General features: G+C 70.7%; 14 protein-coding genes. 13 read left to right on the top strand and 1 reads right to left on the bottom strand.

Translation table 11 applies throughout. From position 1 onward, the window contains the following. Positions 1-8: 8 nt before the first annotated feature. From V9G19_RS23145 to V9G19_RS23120, 6 genes are read left to right on the top strand one after another with little or no spacing between them, the layout of a single operon-like run. Positions 9-1,259, top strand: a complete 1,251-nt coding sequence (locus tag V9G19_RS23145) for a glycosyltransferase (protein ID WP_462287750.1) — start codon at positions 9-11, stop codon at positions 1,257-1,259. Beyond that, on the top strand, positions 1,256-2,419 hold the full coding sequence (locus tag V9G19_RS23140; RefSeq protein ID WP_462287749.1) for a glycosyltransferase family 4 protein: 1,164 nt from the start codon (positions 1,256-1,258) through the stop codon (positions 2,417-2,419). The genes V9G19_RS23145 and V9G19_RS23140 overlap by 4 nt, the downstream gene beginning before the upstream one ends. Before the next feature lie 13 nt (positions 2,420-2,432). Further along, positions 2,433-3,020 (top strand): aminoacyl-tRNA hydrolase, encoded by a 588-nt coding sequence (gene pth, locus V9G19_RS23135; RefSeq protein ID WP_462287748.1) that lies wholly within the window; start codon positions 2,433-2,435, stop codon positions 3,018-3,020. Further along, positions 3,017-6,565: a transcription-repair coupling factor gene (gene mfd / locus V9G19_RS23130; protein ID WP_462287747.1), complete on the top strand. Its 3,549-nt coding sequence runs from the start codon at positions 3,017-3,019 to the stop codon at positions 6,563-6,565. The genes pth and mfd overlap by 4 nt, the downstream gene beginning before the upstream one ends. A 14-nt stretch (positions 6,566-6,579) precedes the next feature. Then, complete coding sequence (locus tag V9G19_RS23125) at positions 6,580-7,074, top strand: hypothetical protein (RefSeq protein WP_462287746.1); 495 nt, start codon at positions 6,580-6,582, stop codon at positions 7,072-7,074. A gap of 13 nt (positions 7,075-7,087) precedes the next feature. After that, on the top strand, positions 7,088-7,864 hold the full coding sequence (locus V9G19_RS23120; protein WP_462287745.1) for a MazG nucleotide pyrophosphohydrolase domain-containing protein: 777 nt from the start codon (positions 7,088-7,090) through the stop codon (positions 7,862-7,864). 149 nt (positions 7,865-8,013) lie between these two features. Here the strand turns inward: V9G19_RS23120 and V9G19_RS23115 are convergent, their stop codons facing one another. Then, entirely contained in the window at positions 8,014-9,810 is a 1,797-nt protein-coding gene (locus tag V9G19_RS23115; protein ID WP_462287744.1) for an IS1634 family transposase, read from the bottom strand. 141 nt (positions 9,811-9,951) lie between these two features. Between V9G19_RS23115 and V9G19_RS23110 the strand changes: the two genes are divergently transcribed. From V9G19_RS23110 to eno, 7 genes are all read left to right on the top strand, one after another. After that, positions 9,952-10,890, top strand: a complete 939-nt coding sequence (locus V9G19_RS23110) for a PfkB family carbohydrate kinase (protein WP_462287743.1) — start codon at positions 9,952-9,954, stop codon at positions 10,888-10,890. Further along, positions 10,887-11,807, top strand: a complete 921-nt coding sequence (locus V9G19_RS23105; protein WP_462287742.1) for a pseudouridine-5'-phosphate glycosidase — start codon at positions 10,887-10,889, stop codon at positions 11,805-11,807. Before V9G19_RS23110 ends, V9G19_RS23105 begins: the two co-directional genes overlap by 4 nt. A 123-nt stretch (positions 11,808-11,930) precedes the next feature. Further along, on the top strand, positions 11,931-12,260 hold the full coding sequence (locus tag V9G19_RS23100) for a PadR family transcriptional regulator (RefSeq protein ID WP_462287741.1): 330 nt from the start codon (positions 11,931-11,933) through the stop codon (positions 12,258-12,260). Beyond that, positions 12,260-13,357 carry an HAAS signaling domain-containing protein gene (locus V9G19_RS23095; protein ID WP_462287740.1) on the top strand — a complete coding sequence of 366 codons (1,098 nt, stop codon included), beginning with the start codon at positions 12,260-12,262 and terminating at the stop codon, positions 13,355-13,357. Before V9G19_RS23100 ends, V9G19_RS23095 begins: the two co-directional genes overlap by 1 nt. 172 nt (positions 13,358-13,529) lie before the next feature. Beyond that, a complete protein-coding gene (locus V9G19_RS23090) occupies positions 13,530-14,219 on the top strand; it encodes a lysoplasmalogenase family protein (protein ID WP_462287739.1) in 690 nt (229 codons plus the stop codon). A 51-nt stretch (positions 14,220-14,270) separates the two neighbouring features. Next, positions 14,271-14,579, top strand: a complete 309-nt coding sequence (locus V9G19_RS23085; protein ID WP_462287738.1) for a hypothetical protein — start codon at positions 14,271-14,273, stop codon at positions 14,577-14,579. 151 nt (positions 14,580-14,730) lie between these two features. Then, on the top strand, positions 14,731-16,011 hold the full coding sequence (gene eno / locus V9G19_RS23080) for a phosphopyruvate hydratase (protein ID WP_462287737.1): 1,281 nt from the start codon (positions 14,731-14,733) through the stop codon (positions 16,009-16,011). Positions 16,012-16,014: the final 3 nt, after the last annotated feature.

Here is a 16,014-nt window from a genome sequence, read left to right as displayed (position 1 = left end):
GGATCCGGGTGCGCATCCTCCACGTCAACAAGTTCCTTTACCGGCGCGGCGGCGCCGAGGGCTACCTGCTCGACCTCGCCGCGCTGCAACGCGACGCCGGCCATGCGGTGGAGTTCTTCGGGATGGATCACCCCGAGAACCTGCCGATGCGCTACTCGCGGCACTTCCCGGCCCACGTCGAGTACGAGCCGACCCCCGCCGCGGTGTCCGCTCGGCTCGCCCTGGCCGGCCGGATGCTGTGGTGCCGGTCGGCGCAGCGGGGGATGGCGGCGGTCGTGGACGATTTCGCCCCCGACGTCATTCACTTCCACAACATCTATCACCACCTCTCACCGTCGGTGATCCGGGCGGCCACCGCCAGCGGCGCCACGCTCGTCATGACCCTGCATGACTACAAGCTGGTCTGCCCGACCTACCGCTTCCTCGATCAGGGGGCGATCTGCACGGCGTGCGTCCATGGTGGCCTGCGCCAGGCGCCGCTGCGCCGGTGCAAGGACGGCAGCCTCGCCGCCTCCGCGCTGGCGGCGTTCGAGGTCGGCGCCCACCGCCTGGCCGGTGCCTACGCGTCGCTTGACGCCTTGGTCTGTCCCAGCCGTTTCCTGCACGGCCAACTGACCGCGGCCGGCATCCACCGGGATCGCCTCGTTCACGTCGACAACTTCACCTCGGTGGATGTCCCACAGCGCGCCGGAGCGGGTGAGGGGATCGTCTACGCCGGCCGGCTCTCCCCCGAGAAGGGCATCGACGTGCTCATCCGCGCCCTCGCCCGGTTGCCCGATGCGCGCCTCGATATCGCCGGTGACGGATCCTCCCGGGCGGCGTTGGTCGACCTCGCCGACGCGGCCGCCCCGGGCCGGATCCGCTTCCACGGCCGGCTCGACACCGACCGCTTGCGCCTCCTGCTGGCCGGGGCCCGGGTCAGCGTGTTGCCCGCGCGCTGGTTGGAGAACCAGCCGCTGGCGGTGCTCGAGTCCTTCGCCGCCGGTGTGCCGGTCGTCGCGAGCGCGCTCGGCGGCATACCGGAGCTGATCGAGCCGGGGCCGTGCGGGGCGCTCGTCCCGCCTCAGGATCCGGCGGCGCTCGCCGCCGCTCTGGGCGACTACCTCGCCGACCCGGATCGCGCCCGCGTGCACGGCCACGCCGCCCGGGCACGAGTCCTTGCCCAGCATGCGCCGGCGGCCCACCTGCGAGCCATCACCGCGCTCTATGGCGACATCCGCGCGACCCGGTCCCCGGCAGCTGTGGAGACTCCGGCGTGAAGATCGCGATGATCGGCCTGCGCGGGCTGCCCGCGTCCTATGGCGGGGTGGAGAAACACGTCGAGGAGATCGGCTGGCGCCTGGCCGCCGACGGCCACCAGGTCACGGTCTATTGCCGCCCGAACTATTCCGCCGACGACCTGACGGTGCCGGCTGACTACAACTACGAGCCACCGGTTGGCCGGACGCCGGGACGCTATCGCGGCGTCATGTTGCGCAATCTGCCGACGCCGGGCGGCAAACACCTGGAGTCGACCGTGCACTCGGGGTTGAGCGCGATCCACACGCTGCGCCGCCGCTACGACATCGTCCACTTCCACGCGATGGGGCCGGGCCTGTTCACGCCGATCCCCAAACTGCTCTCCAGCGCAACCGTCGTTCAGACCGTCCACGGCCTCGACGACGAGCGCGCCAAGTGGTCCCTTCCCGCCCGCTCAATGCTCCGGCTGGGCCGCAGTTTCTCGACCTTCGTGCCCGATGAGGTGATCGTCGTCTCCCGGGATCTGGCCCGGATCTATGAGCAGCTGCACGGGCGCGCCGCGACCTACATCCCCAATGGGGCCCCCAAGGTCACGCCGATCCCACCCGGCCCGACGCTGGAGCGCTTCGGGCTGCGCCCGGGATACGGCCTCTTCCTCGGCCGGCTGGTGCCCGAGAAGCAGCCCGACATGCTGCTGCGGGCCTTTGCCCGAGTGCCAGGGGACACCCAGCTGGTGGTGGTCGGCGACTCCTCCAACACCGATGCCTATGCCGAGGAGGTGCGCGCCCTGGCCGCGGCCGATCCCCGGGTCGTGCTGACCGGCTACCTCTACGGCCAGGCGCTGGCCGAGGTGATGAGTTCGGCGGGGGTCTTCGTGCAACCGTCCAAGCTGGAGGGTATGCCGATTACGCTGCTGGAGGCCGCGGCATACGGGCTGCGGGTGGTCGTCAGCGACATCGCACCGCACCTGGAGGTCGTCCACCGCTCGCTCCCGGGGACGCGGGTCTTTGGTCACGACTCCACCGCGGACCTGGCCGCCGCGCTGCGCGCCGAGCTCGCCGACCCGGACGCCGGGGCCGCCAATGCCGCCGCCCTACGCGCCGAGGTCCGCAGCAAGTTCGACTGGGACGTGGTCACCGACCAGGTGCTGTCGGTCTATCGGCGTAGTCTCGCCGGCTGAAAGGGGGCTGGCTGTGGACCTGTGGGTGATCGTCGGCCTCGGCAACCCCGGGGCGCGCTATGCGGGCAACCGGCACAACGTCGGCGCCCACGTCGTGGACGCGCTGGCCGCCCGGCACCGGGTGGCGCTGGCGCGCCACAAGGGTGGCGCGGTGGCCGCCAAGGTCGCCATCGGTCCCGACCGCATCCCGGCGCTGATCGCGATCCCGACCGGGTTCATGAACGAGTCCGGCAGGGCCGTGCGCGAGCTGGCCCGGTTCTACAAGATCCCCCCGGCGCGGGTCATCGTCGTCCACGACGAGCTCGACATTGGCTTCGGGCTGATCCGGCTCAAGCTGGGCGGCGGCGAGGGCGGGCACAACGGCTTGCGCTCGGTGAGTGCGCTCCTCGGCACCCGCGACTACCTGCGGGTCCGCGTCGGTATCGGCCGGCCGCCGGGACGGATGGACCCGGCCGACTTCGTGTTGCGCGACTTCACCGCGGCCGAGCAGCCCGAGATCGCGGTGAGCGTCGCCGAGGCCGCCGACGCCGCCGAGGACCTCGTCCGGCACGGACTGCTCGCCACCCAACAACGGTTCCACGCCCCCGGCGGTGAGCGATGAGCGTCTCCACGTTGCTGCCCGCGATCGGGACCGACCCCAGCGTGGCCGCGGCCATCGGCGTCCTGCGCGGCGCCGACGCCCCCGTGGAGGTGGCCCTGGCCGACGGGCTGCGCGCCCCGCTCGTCGCGCTCGCCGGGCCGGCCGACGCCACCACCCTCGTGGTCACTGCCACCGCGCGTGAGGCCGAGGACCTCGCGGCCGCGCTGGCGGCGCTGCTGGCCCCCGAGCAGGTCGCCGCATTCCCCAGCTGGGAGACCCTCCCGCACGAGCGGCTCTCGCCGCGCTCCGACACGGTCGGGCGCCGCCTGGCGGTGCTGCGCCGCCTGGCCCACCCCGACCCCGAGGACCCGGCGCTCGGCCGGCCGCGGGTGGTCACCTGCTCGGTGCGGGCGCTGCTGCAGCCCCTGGTCACCGGGCTCGGCGACCTGGCGCCGGTGCGGCTGCAGCCCGGGGAGGAGCAGCCCCTGGAGCAGGTGGCCGAGGCGTTGGCGGCCGCCGCCTATGTCCGGACCGACCTCGTTGAGCGGCGCGGCGAATTCGCTGTGCGTGGTGGCATCCTCGACGTCTTCCCACCGACCGAGGAGCATCCGCTGCGGGTGGAGTTCTGGGGCGATGTCGTTGAGGAGATCCGCTGGTTCAAGGTCGCCGATCAGCGCTCCTTGGAGATCGCCCCGCATGGCTTGTGGGCGCCGCCGTGCCGGGAGGTGCTGCTCACCGATGCCGTGCGCGCCCGGGCGGGCGCCCTAGCCGAGAGCCTGCCGGGCGTCGGCGAGATGCTGCACCGGGTCGCCGAGGGCATCGCGGTCGAGGGCATGGAGTCGCTCGCTCCCGTGCTCGTTGACGGCATGGAGAGCCTCCTCGAGGTCCTACCGGCCGGCAGTGTGGTCGCGATCGTCGACCCCGAGCGGGTGCGTGCCCGCGCCCACGACCTGGTCGCCACCAGCGAGGAGTTCCTCGAGGCCTCGTGGTCCAACGCGGCCGCCGGCAACGCCGTCCCGATCGATCTGCGGGCGGTGCTGGGCAGCGCGTCCTACTGGACGCTGACCCAGGCCCGCGAGCACGCCGCCGGCCTCGGCGTGCCTTGGTGGGTGCTTGGCGGGTTCGCCGCCGACACCGAACTCGACGACTTCGGCGGCGCGCAAGCGCCGGCGACGATGATCGCGGCACGGGAGCCCGCGGCATACCGGGGAAACACCGAAAAGGCCGTCGTCGATCTCGGCGAGTGGATCGCCTCGGGGTGGGCGGTGCAGATCGTCACCGAGGGGCACGGCCTGGCCCAACGCGTCGCCGAGGTGCTGCGCGAGCGCGGCATCCCGGCCCGCGAGGGCGGCGCGCCGGACGCCGGGGTCGTCACGCTGGCGACCGGCAGCCTCGGGCGGGGGTTCCTGCTGCCCGACAGCCAGCTGGCCGTCCTCACCGAGGCCGACCTGATGGGCACGGTCGCCACCACGGGCGGCTCGACCAAGGACATGCGCCGGATGCCGTCGCGGCGCCGGGCCCAGGTCGACCCGCTCCAGCTGCGCCCCGGCGACTACGTCGTCCACGAGCAGCACGGCGTCGGCCGCTTCGTCGAGATGATGCAACGCACCGTCGGCGGCGCCACCCGCGAATACCTCGTCCTCGAATACGCCGCGGCCAAGCGTGGCCGGCCTCCGGACCGGCTGTTCGTCCCCACCGACCAGCTCGACCAGGTCACCCGCTATGTCGGCGGCGAGGCCCCGACGATCCACCGGCTCGGCGGCGCCGACTGGAAGGAAACCAAGGCCAAGGCCCGCCGGCACGTCCGCCAGATCGCGGCCGAGCTGATCCGGCTCTACAGCGCCCGGATGGCGACCACCGGGCACGCATTCGCCCCCGACACACCGTGGCAGCGCGAGCTCGAGGATGCGTTCGCGTATGTCGAGACCCCCGACCAGCTCTCCAGCATCGATGAGGTCAAGGCCGATATGGAGCGCGCCGTGCCCATGGACCGGCTGATCTGTGGCGACGTCGGCTACGGCAAGACCGAGATCGCCGTGCGGGCGGCATTCAAGGCGATCCAGGACGGCAAGCAGGTCGCCGTGCTCGTGCCGACCACGCTGCTTGTCCAGCAGCACTTCACGACCTTCTCCGAGCGGTATGCCGGATTCCCCGTCGTCGTCGCCGCCTTGTCCCGGTTCCAGAGCGACAAGGCGGCCAAGGCCGTGCTCGCCGGCCTGGCCGACGGCAGCATCGACCTCGTCATCGGCACCCACCGGCTGCTCGGCGGCGAGGTGCGGTTTAAGGACCTCGGGCTCGTCGTGGTCGATGAGGAGCAGCGCTTCGGCGTCGAGCACAAGGAGCAGCTCAAGGCGATGCGCACGGCTGTAGACGTGCTCTCGATGTCGGCGACGCCGATCCCGCGCACCCTGGAGATGGCGGTGACCGGCATCCGGGAGATGTCGACGCTGGCGACGCCGCCGGAGGAGCGGCACCCGGTGTTGACCTTCGTCGGCGGCTATGACGAGAAACAGATCACTGCGGCTATCCGGCGCGAGCTGCTGCGCGACGGGCAGGTCTTCTATGTCCACAACAAGGTCGCCTCGATCGAGCGGGCCGCCGCCCGGTTGCGCGAGCTGGTGCCCGAGGCCCGGATTGCCACCGCCCACGGCAAGATGGGGGAGCACAAGCTGGAGCAGGTCGTCCTCGACTTTTGGGAGCGGCGCTTCGATGTGCTTGTCTGCACGACGATTGTCGAGACCGGCCTGGACATCTCCAACGCCAACACCCTGATCGTCGAGCGCGCCGACCAACTCGGCCTCTCCCAGCTGCATCAGCTGCGCGGCCGGGTCGGGCGCGGCCGCGAGCGCGCCTACTCCTACTTCCTCTATCCCCCCGAAAAACCGTTGACCGAGACCGCCATCGAGCGGCTGCGCACGATCGCCAGCAACACCGACCTCGGCGCCGGCATGCAGGTGGCGATGAAGGACCTGGAGATCCGCGGCGCCGGCAATCTGCTCGGCGGCGAGCAGTCGGGACACATCGCCGGGGTCGGCTTCGACCTCTACGTCCGGCTCGTCGGTGAGGCCGTTTCGGCCTTCCGCGGGGAGGAGGAGCAGTCGAGCGAGCTGAGTATCGAGCTGCCCGTCGACGCCCACCTGCCGCACGGCTACATCCCCGGGGAGCGGCTGCGGTTGGAGGCCTACAAGAAGCTCGCTGCGGTCACCAGCGACGCCGAGCTGGCCGAGGTCGAGGCGGAGCTGATCGACCGCTATGGGCCGTTGCCGGAGCCGGTGAGCAATCTGGTCGCCGTCGCCCGGCTGCGGGTGCTCGCCCGGCGCGCCGGGGTCACCGAGATGGCCGTGCAGGCGAGCAACGTCCGGTTCGCCCCGGTCTCACTGCGCGAGAGCCAGCAGTTGCGGCTGCAGCGGCTGTATGCCCGCTCGCTCTACAAGGACGGGGTCAGCACGATGCTGGTGCCCAGGCCCACCACCGCCCGCGTCGGCGGCACGCCGCTGCGTGACCTGGCGGTGCTCGACTGGGCGGGCGATGTGTTGCGTACGATCATCCTGGACGAGATCAGGTGAGGAAGGATCGACCCGTGAGCAGACTCCGCGTCATTGCCGCCGCAGCCGCCATCGGCCTTGGCCTTGGAGGGTGCGGCATCGGCAATGCCGACGTCGCCGCCAAGGTGGACGGCCGGGTGATCACCGAAGACGCCGCCCGGACTGCCGCCGAGCAGATCAACCAGGCCTTCACCCCCGACCAGCCGTTGACGATGGCCAATGCGATCGACCTGCTGATCAGCTCCGGGTCGGTGCTCGAGGTCGCCGAGGCCAAGGGCCAGACGGTCACCGTCGACGCCGCTTTGGCCGCGCTGGCGGGCAAGGTCGAGAATCCGACCCCCGAGACCATCGACCTGTTGCGGGCCAATGCGGCTTGGAACATGATCGGCCAGGACCCGCAGGCCCCCCAGGCCTTGGCGGCGGCCCTCGACAAGAAGCGCATCAGCGTCAACCCCCGCTTCGGCACCTATGACAAGGAGCAGCTGACCTTGGCCCCGGCCGCGCCGAACTGGATCGCCGACACCACCTGACCTGGCTTCCCTCGTGCCGCCGGCTGAGGCCATCGACCGTGCCTCCACCAATCCGCCCGCGCCCGGGCTGACGCTGCTGCTCACCAGCCCCCGCGTGCCGGCGGCGCTGCTCACCCGCGATGCCTGGAGCGCGCTGGAGCAGGCACGCGAGATCCATGCACGCGCGGCCGACGAGCCCCTGGTCGTCGCGGTCACCGCGGCCGGGCTGACCGTGACCCCGGCATCCCAAGGCGGCATCCCGGCCCTCGCCCGGGAGCTGCTCGACCGCGCGGCGCACGCCCCGGTCGTCTGGCTCGGCAGCGGGGACGGCGACCCCGGCCTGAGCGACGCCATCGCTGCGGCCGTCAGCGTCCTCGACGAGCCACCCGCGGTCGAGGTGCTCGTGGGGTCGTGGGACGTGCCGGGCGGCAGGCTGCTCGACGTCGTCACGGCCATGGACCGGCTGCGCTCACCGGGCGGCTGCCCCTGGGATGGCGAGCAGACTCATGACAGCCTCATCCCCTATCTGCTGGAGGAGTCCCAGGAGGCGATCGAGGCGATCCGCGCGGGCGATCGGGACCACCTGGTCGAGGAGCTGGGCGATGTCTTGTTGCAGGTCGTCTTCCACGCCCGGGTCGGCGAAGAGGATCCCAAGGCCCCGTTCACGATCGACGACGTCGCGGCGGTGCTCGTCGAGAAGCTGATCAGGCGCCACCCCCACGTCTTTGCCGACGCCGAGGCGACCACACCCGCCGAGGTGGAGGCCCAATGGGCCCGGATCAAGGAGCAGGAGCGGCTCGCCCGCGGATAACGCGAATCCGCGGGAGCCGGCCGGCGCGGCACGCCCGGACTCGACCTGCGCGCGAGAAGAGAGGCGGTTAAACCGAAGTTACGGCTGGTTGACGTGGCGAACCCCCTGCTGGGCAGGGGGTTCGCTGGTTTGGGTGTTGGTGGTTCTGTCTACTTGCCGTTGATGGTTAGGGGGATGGGGGCGTTTAGGAGGGCGAAGGTGTGGCGTTGGGTGGGGGTGGGTTCGGCCAGGGTGGGCACGAGGGGTGTGGTGTGGTCGGTGCCGTAGCGCAGGTCGTTGCGGGTCAGGGTGGCGAGGTGTTTGAGCAGGGCCGGGAAGGACCGCACGGGCTGGTCGTGGTCGTCGGTGTGTCGGGAGGCTTTGCGGTCCGCGGCTGGGGAGCGGTGGGCGGGGGCGACCGGGTCGGCGGGTGTTGGCGGGTGTTCGTCGGTGTAGGTCAGGGGGGCTAGGGTGGCGCGTAGGTGCCAGGTCAGGTAGGCGGCGAGCATCACAATCAGGACGTGGGCGCGGACGCGGTCTTCGAGGCGGTGGTAGATCGGGCGCAGGTCGAGGTCGGTGGCTTTGATGCTGCGGAAGTCGCGTTCGACGTGGGCGAGGTTTTTGTAGGCCTGGACGATGCTGGCGGGGGTGAGGGTCTCGGCGGGCGTTGGGGTGCGTAGCACGTAGATGCCGTCGAGGGCGGCTTCGGCGGCGATCTGGCTGGTTTTGCGGGTGATCACCACGGTGGTGTCGGTGATGGTCAGGTCGAAGTGTTTGGCCATCCGGTATTTGTTGAGGAGTTTGCCGACCCGCAGGCCGATCGTGTCGGCGCCGGCTAGCCGGCCCTCGGCCACTGCTCGCTGGGTGGGGGCCAGGGCGGTTTCGGTGGCGGTGAGCAGGTCCTCGCGTTTGCGGGCGCGTTCGGTGGCTAGGAACGGGTTGCGGCAGGCGATCAGCCGTTCCCCGGGGTAGTCGGGGTGGCTGATTTCGGCCAGGTTGTGTTCATCGAACAGGGTTGGTTGAAGCGGGCCGCCCTCGGCGGCAAGGGTTTTGATCGCGGGGGCGCGCAGCGCGGTGATCCAGCCGAGGTCGGCTCGGGTGGCCGGGTCGGTGTTGGTGTGGCGGATCGCGGTGATCCGGGCGGTGGTGATCATGCCGCGGTCGCCGACCATGACCATCTCGGTGAGTTTGAAGGTGTCCCGCACCAGGGTGACGGCCTCGACGATGAACGCGGTGGGGTCGGCGGTGTTGCCGGGGAAGACCCGGATCGCGACCGGGCGACCGGCCGGGTCGGTCAGCAGCCCGTACTCGATCTGGGTGCGGTTCTTCTTCCCGTCGCGGGAGTAGCCGCGCCGGGCCAGTGGGCAGTGGCTGCCTTCCATCCACGAGGACGATAGGTCGAACAGCGCCATCCGGGCGGGGTTGGCGTCGGCGGCCAGGTGGCGCCGGGCCAGCTGCTTCTCGATCGCGTCCTGGCGCCCGAGTAGCCAGTCCATCGCCGCGTAGACCTCGTCGGTGGAGGCACCGGCCAGGTCGAGGTCGACGCCCAGGGTGGTGTCGGCCCACCAGGAGATGGTCGCCAGCTTCGAGCCGGGTGCCAGCACTCGGGCGATGATCAGCCCCATCGCCAGGTCCCGGGCCCGCCCGGGCGGCCCGAGTAGCCCGGGTAGGCCCAGGGCCCGGGCTTGGGCCCACACCGCGGCCACATGCCCGTGCGGCAGGGAGCGGGTGATGGTGGCGGCCTGGTCGGCCGGGATGAACGCCTGCCCGGCCAGGCAGGCCCGGATCACCTCGATCAGCTCGGCCGGCAGGTGGGAGAGGTTCGCGACCGTCTCGTTGCGCACCTTGCCGTTCTCCCGCCAGGAACGCCGCAACAGGTGGGTCTCGTAGTCCCGGGCCACCCCGTCCTTACCAACATAGTGACGACGGTGCGTGGTCACATGAACCGCTCCACCACGTTTCGCCATACCGCCAAAATATCACACCGTGCCGGATCGATCGATCCACTTTAGTGACGACACACCGAGGGGTTAGAAGCCGCATCACTGCAGGTCAAAACGGGGATCAGCCCTCAAACCACTCGCAACTTCGGGTTAAAGTACGCGCTTGTGTCTGCCCGGGTTCTCGTCATCGGTGGCGCCATGTTGGATGTGGTGGCCACCAGTCACGCCGAGTTGGTTCCGGGGACGTCCAACCCCGGATTCGTGCGCACCACTCCCGGAGGAGTCGGGCGCAATATCGCCGAAAACCTCGCCCGGCTCGGCACGAGCGTCGATCTGGTCACCGCGATCGGCGACGACCTAGCCGGCGAGGTGATTCGCGAGCGGTGCACCGCGGCGGGGGTCGGTCTCGAACACGTGGTGACCTCCGTCTTCGGGACGGGGACGTATGCCGCGATCTTGCATCCAAGCGGTGAGCTGTCCGTGGCCGGCTGCGACGCCGCAGCGATGGATGGGCTGACGCTGGCCGACATCGAGCCGGCCCTGACGCGCGTGAGCGTCGACGACATCGTCGTCGTCGATGCCAACATCCCTGCCGAAGTAGCAGCCACGGTGCTCCGCTGGGCACGCGAGCGTGGCGTGCGCAGCCTGCTCGACGTCGTCAGCTATCCCAGGGCGGTCCGCCTGCGCGAGGTCGTTCTGGCCAACCCGCCGTGGCTGGTCGCCCCCAATATCGAGGAACTCGTCGCCCTGCTCGGCCGCCCGGTCGCCCTGCCGCAGATCGCCCAGGCCGCCGCCGAACTCCTCGGCACGGGGATCGACCATGTCTGGACCCGCCTGGGACCGATGGGCAGCGTGTTGGCGCGCCGCGGCAACGACGGCGTCCCCGAGGTCCGCGAGTTCCGCCCGCCGCCGGTCCCGATCGTCGATGTCACCGGCGCGGGCGATGCCTTGACCGCGGGCTTTCTGCACGCGTTGCTTCAGGGCGCGAGCGTGGCCGATGCCGCGGCATACGGGCATCGCGTCTCGGCCCTGACCCTGATGACCAGCGACTCGGTGCGCGCCGACCTGAGCGCCGATCTCGTCGCTGCCGGGCCGCTTCCGTGAGCCATCCCCGGCTGCGGGTGAGCGAGGAGGTTGCTGCCGCTCTCGCCGGGGGCGGGCCGGTTGTTGCCCTGGAATCGACGATCATCAGCCACGGCATGCCCTATCCCGACAATGTCGCCATGGCCCGACGGGTCGAGCAGATCGTCCGGGAGGGTGGCGCGACGCCGGCGACGATCGCCATCCTCGACGGCGTGCCGCGGATCGGGCTGGGACCAGGCGACCTTGACCTGCTGGGCAGTGACCCCACGGTGGTCAAGGTCAGCGTCCGCGATCTCCCATACGTCGTCGCGACCGGAGCCCACGGTGCCACGACGGTCGCCGCGACCATGCGGCTGGCGGCACTGGCCGGGATCCGGGTCTTTGTCACCGGCGGCCTCGGGGGTGTCCACCGTGGCGGCGAGTCGAGCATGGACATCAGCGCGGACCTAACCGAACTCGCCACGACTGACGTCGCCGTCATCAGTGCCGGCGTCAAGTCGATCCTCGACATCGGTCGCACCCTCGAAGTGCTGGAGACGCTCGGGGTGCCGGTGGTCGGCTACGGCACCGATCAGTTCCCGGCATTCTTTTCCCGGACCAGCGGTTTTGGGGTGCCGATGCGGCTGGACACGCCCGACGACGTCGCGGCCCTGCTGAACGTCAAGTGGGATCTCGGGTTGCGCGGCGGCGTGGTGATCGCCAACCCCGTCCCGACGACGCAACAGATCCCGGCCGCGGACATGGACGGCGTGATCGCGCGGGCCCTCGCCGACTGTGACCGGCTCGGTACCACCGGTAGGGACGTCACGCCGTATCTGCTGGGCCGGATCGTCGAGATCACCGGCGGCGCCTCGCTGCGCACCAATATCGCGCTGGTCGAGAACAACGCCCGCCTCGGGGCGGCCTTGGCCCTCGCCTACTCCCAACTCCCAACCTGAACGCGCGGTCGCAGACGCGGTAGTGCCCACCGGCGTGTTCCGGTTCAGCGTGCCCGCTTCGCCCGGTTACGCTATGCGTGCTAGTGCGGAATATGTAATAGTGCGGCAACCGAAGGAGATGTGGTGGATCCGACGCAATTGGTCAAGGGCGTTCTCGACCTCGCGGTGTTGGCGGTCATCGCGCGCGAAGACGGATATGGCTACGACGTCGTGCGCCGGCTGCGGGCGGCGGGGCTGGAGGATGTCGGTGACGCCTCGGTCTACGGCACGCTGCGCCGCCTCTATGGCGCCGGCGCCCTGACGTCCTATGTCGTGCCCTCCGAGGAGGGTCCGCATCGCAAGTACTACGGCATCAACGAGCAGGGCCGGCATGCCCTGCACACCCAGACCAAGACCTGGTCCGCCTTCGCCGAGACGATGGCCGGGCTGTTGACCGAGGCAGGAGCGCACTGATGTCCCACCCCCCGATCTCGAGCACCGATCCGCGGCACGCCCGGGTGCGCAGCTATGTCGCGCAGGTGCGCGCCGAACTCAGCGACCTGCCGCCGGAGGAGGTCGAGGACCTCACCCTCGGCATGGAGGCCGACCTGAGCGAGTTGGCGGCCGAGTCCGGTCTCGATGTGCGCTCCCGGCTCGGCACACCGCAGACGTATGCCGCGGAGTTGCGCGCCGCCGCCGGCCTCCCGCCGCGCTCGGCTGCGACCGGACGAGGGTTGCGCCTCCTGTCGTCGGTGCGTGAGCGCGCCGAGGGTGCCGGCGCCCGCGTGCTGGCGGCGCTGCCGTGGCTGCGCGAACTGTGCGGCGCGTGGTGGGTCGTTCGCGGTCTGATTGTCGGCGCCGGGGTGGCCGCCTTCTTCGCGTTCTCGTCGGTGGGCCTCGGGGTGCTGATCACGATTGCCGCGGTGGCCGCCTCGATTTGGCTCGGGTTGCGCTCGCGGGGCGCACGGTGGTGGTTGCCGGTCGCGCTGCTCAACGTGGCGCTGGTGCTCGCCCTGCCGCTGTGGCTGATCGGCGTCGCCACGTGGGACGCCAACGGCGAGACCGACTGGTCACCCGTCATCGAATACCGGACGCCCGAGACCGGGATCTACGCCGGTGGGCATGGCGTGGCCAACATCTATGCCTACGACGCCGAGGGCCGGCGCCTCGACGGCGTCCGGCTCTTTGACCAGGACGGCACGCCGCTAACCATCTCGGGGGACCAGGTCGGCGAGCTGATCGCCCCGCCCGGGACGGCTGACGACAGCTCACTGTGGCAGGCCAACGGCGAGCCGCGCCTGGCCGACACCTTCCCGGCGTCGTGGTTCGGGCGTCGCGCCTGGGACGCGCTGGCCGGCTGGACGCCGCCGCTGACGATCGTGCCGACCGATCCTTCGGCGGCGTGGGGCTCGGCCAGTCAGCCGCCGGCCGCGCCCGGCGTCACGCAGTCGGCGTCGCCTACGGCCACCGATTCGGCGACCTCGGCTTCGAAGTCGGCGTCCTCGCCGAACTCCGGCTCGGCCACTGCGTCATCGACCTCGCGGCCACGCTCGGGTAGCTCGACCCGCTAAGGAAGCGCCGATTATCGGCTCCACCGGATGTCGAGAGGACCCGCTCGGCACGAAAATCGCCGCCAACCGTGCCGACACGCTCCTCTCGACTGGGATTAATCGAGTGGCCGGGCGTTCCGACGATTCCGCTCGGACCGATCGGCCGTGGATCGGGGGCGGTAGCCTGCCGGCCATGACCCGCCTCGCGTCGAGCTGCCGCGCCGGTTATGTCGCGTTGGCGGTCATCGACAGCGCGCTCGCCGGCTCGGCACGGCCGCGGGCCCACCGGACCCGGCGCGTCACCAAGCCGCTCCTGCTGCCGGTCCTTGCCGCCGGCTTCGCGGCGGATCCGCGGGCTGCGCGCTCGCCGCTGCGCACAAGCACCCAGGTCGCGCAGGTGTGCGGCTGGGCCGGTGATATCGCCCTGCTGCGGACCGGACTGGTGCCGTTCGCGGCGGGGATGGGGGCGTTCGGGGCCGGCCATGCGGCATACATCACCGGAATGCGCAAACACGTGGGCGACCGGCCGCTCTGGAAAGGCCGGCCGGCCCAGCTCGCGGCCGCCGTCTGGGCGCTGCTCGGGCCGGCCCTGGCGCGCGGGGCGGCCCGCCAGGAGCGGGTGCTCGGCCCCGCCGTGCTTGCGTATGCTGCGCTGCTCAGCGCAACCGCGGCATATGCCGGAAATCTCGGTGCGGACCTCCCGGCGGATGCCCGCCGAGCGAGCCTGGCCGGCGCGCTGGCCTTCCTCCTGTCCGACGGGCTGCTGGCCACCGGCCAGTTCCTGCTCGACGATCCGCCGCCGCTGCTGGAGAGCGCGGTCATGGCCAGCTACACGCTGGCGCAAGGGCTGCTCGCGGAGGGGGCCCTGCGCGCCGCCGGTTAGCCCACCCTGTGCGGATGCAACGAATCGGTGTCGGGCGGCATTGTGGTGACTGTGAGCATCGAGGTGGAGGCGCGCTTCGAGGATCTGGTGATGGCGCGCGCGCCGGCGCTGCTGCGGCTCGGGCTGATGCTCACCGGCAATCTCGCCGATGCCGAGGACCTGGTGCAGATCACGCTATTGCAGGCGCACCGCCATCACGCTCAGCTCGTCGAGATGGACGCCGAGCAGGCGCGCACGGAGCTGTTCGCCCTAATCAATCTGGCCGCCCGACCGCCGGGAGCCACTCCGGTTGCCGCGCCGAATACAGACACCCGCCTGGCCACCTCCTTCGAGCAGCAGCAGTATGCCGAGCGGCGGTGACCGGGGTGGCCCACGCCCCCGCCGGGAGCTAGCCCGGGCAGGGCGGCGCTGCGGGTCGCAGGGGCGGAGCGGCGCGGCATACGTGCGCGCTCGGGAGCACCCCGTTAGGCTGGCGACTGAGCCATCCCATCCCACTTCCCAGGAGTCAGTTGTGGCCAGCATCGAGGCAATCGTCGCCCGCGAGATTCTCGACTCACGAGGCAACCCCACGGTCGAAGTCGAGGTCGGTCTCGACGACGGCACCGTCGCCCGCGCCGCCGTGCCCAGCGGCGCTTCGACCGGCGCGTTCGAAGCCGTCGAGCGGCGCGACGGCGACAAGAAGCGCTATGGCGGCAAGGGCGTCGAAAAGGCGGTCGAAGCGGTGATGGAGGAGATCGCCCCCAAGCTGCTCGGCTTCGACGCGGCCGACCAGCGCTTGGTCGACGCCGAGATGCTCGCCTTGGACGGCAGTGACAACAAGGGCAACCTCGGCGCCAACGCCATCTTGGGCGTCTCGCTCGCGGTCGCCAAGGCGGCCGCCGACTCGGCCGGCCTGCCGCTCTTCCGTTATGTCGGCGGCCCCAACGCCCGGGTGCTGCCGGTGCCGATGATGAACATCCTCAACGGCGGCTCCCACGCCGACTCCAATGTCGACATCCAGGAGTTCATGATCGCCCCGATCGGTGCCGCCTCCTTCCGCGAAGCGTTGCGCTGGGGCGCCGAGGTCTACCACGCGCTCAAGGGCGTCCTGCACGACAAGGGCCTGGCCACCGGCCTCGGCGACGAGGGCGGCTTCGCGCCCAACCTCGAGTCCAACGCCGCCGCGCTCGACCTGATCCTCGAGGCGATCAAGAAGGCCGGCTACACGCCCGGCAAGGACATCGCCCTGGCCCTCGACGTCGCGGCGAGCGAGTTCCACGACAAGGGCTCCTACAACTTCGAGGGCGCCAAGAAGTCGAGCGCCGAGATGATCGCCTACTACACCGATCTGGTCGCCAAGTACCCGCTCGTCTCCATCGAGGACCCCCTCAACGAGGACGACTGGGATGGCTGGAAGGCCATCACCGACGCCCTCGGCGACAAGGTTCAGCTCGTCGGCGACGACCTTTTCGTGACCAACCCCGAGCGGTTGGAGCGGGGCATCAAGAACGACACCGCCAACGCCCTGCTCGTCAAGGTCAACCAGATCGGCTCGCTGTCGGAGACCCTCGACGCCGTCGATATGGCCCACCGCTCCCGGTATGCCTGCATGATGAGCCACCGCTCCGGTGAGACCGAGGACGTCACGATCGCCGACCTCGCGGTCGCCACCAACTGCGGCCAGATCAAGACCGGCGCGCCGGCCCGTTCCGAGCGGGTCGCCAAGTACAACCAGCTGCTGCGGATCGAAGAGGAGCTCGACGCTGCCGCGCTGTATGCCGGAGCGGGCGCCTTCCCGCGCTACTCGGCCTGAGCG

Origin of the sequence: Nostocoides sp., assembly GCF_037045025.1 — a bacterium.
GTDB lineage: Bacteria > Actinomycetota > Actinomycetes > Actinomycetales > Dermatophilaceae > Nostocoides_A.
Note: the sequence above shows the minus strand (reverse complement) of the source record. Positions and strands in the feature narration are given on the sequence as shown.

Bases quoted from the DNA above. Each gene is read 5' to 3' on its own strand.
- mfd (WP_462287747.1), top strand. From the start codon at position 3,017: ATGAGCGTCTCCACGTTGCTGCCCGCGATCGGGACCGACCCCAGCGTG.
- V9G19_RS23090 (WP_462287739.1), top strand. From the start codon at position 13,530: ATGACCCGCCTCGCGTCGAGCTGCCGCGCCGGTTATGTCGCGTTGGCG.
- V9G19_RS23095 (WP_462287740.1), top strand. From the start codon at position 12,260: ATGTCCCACCCCCCGATCTCGAGCACCGATCCGCGGCACGCCCGGGTG.
- V9G19_RS23115 (WP_462287744.1), bottom strand. From the start codon at position 9,810: ATGGCGAAACGTGGTGGAGCGGTTCATGTGACCACGCACCGTCGTCAC.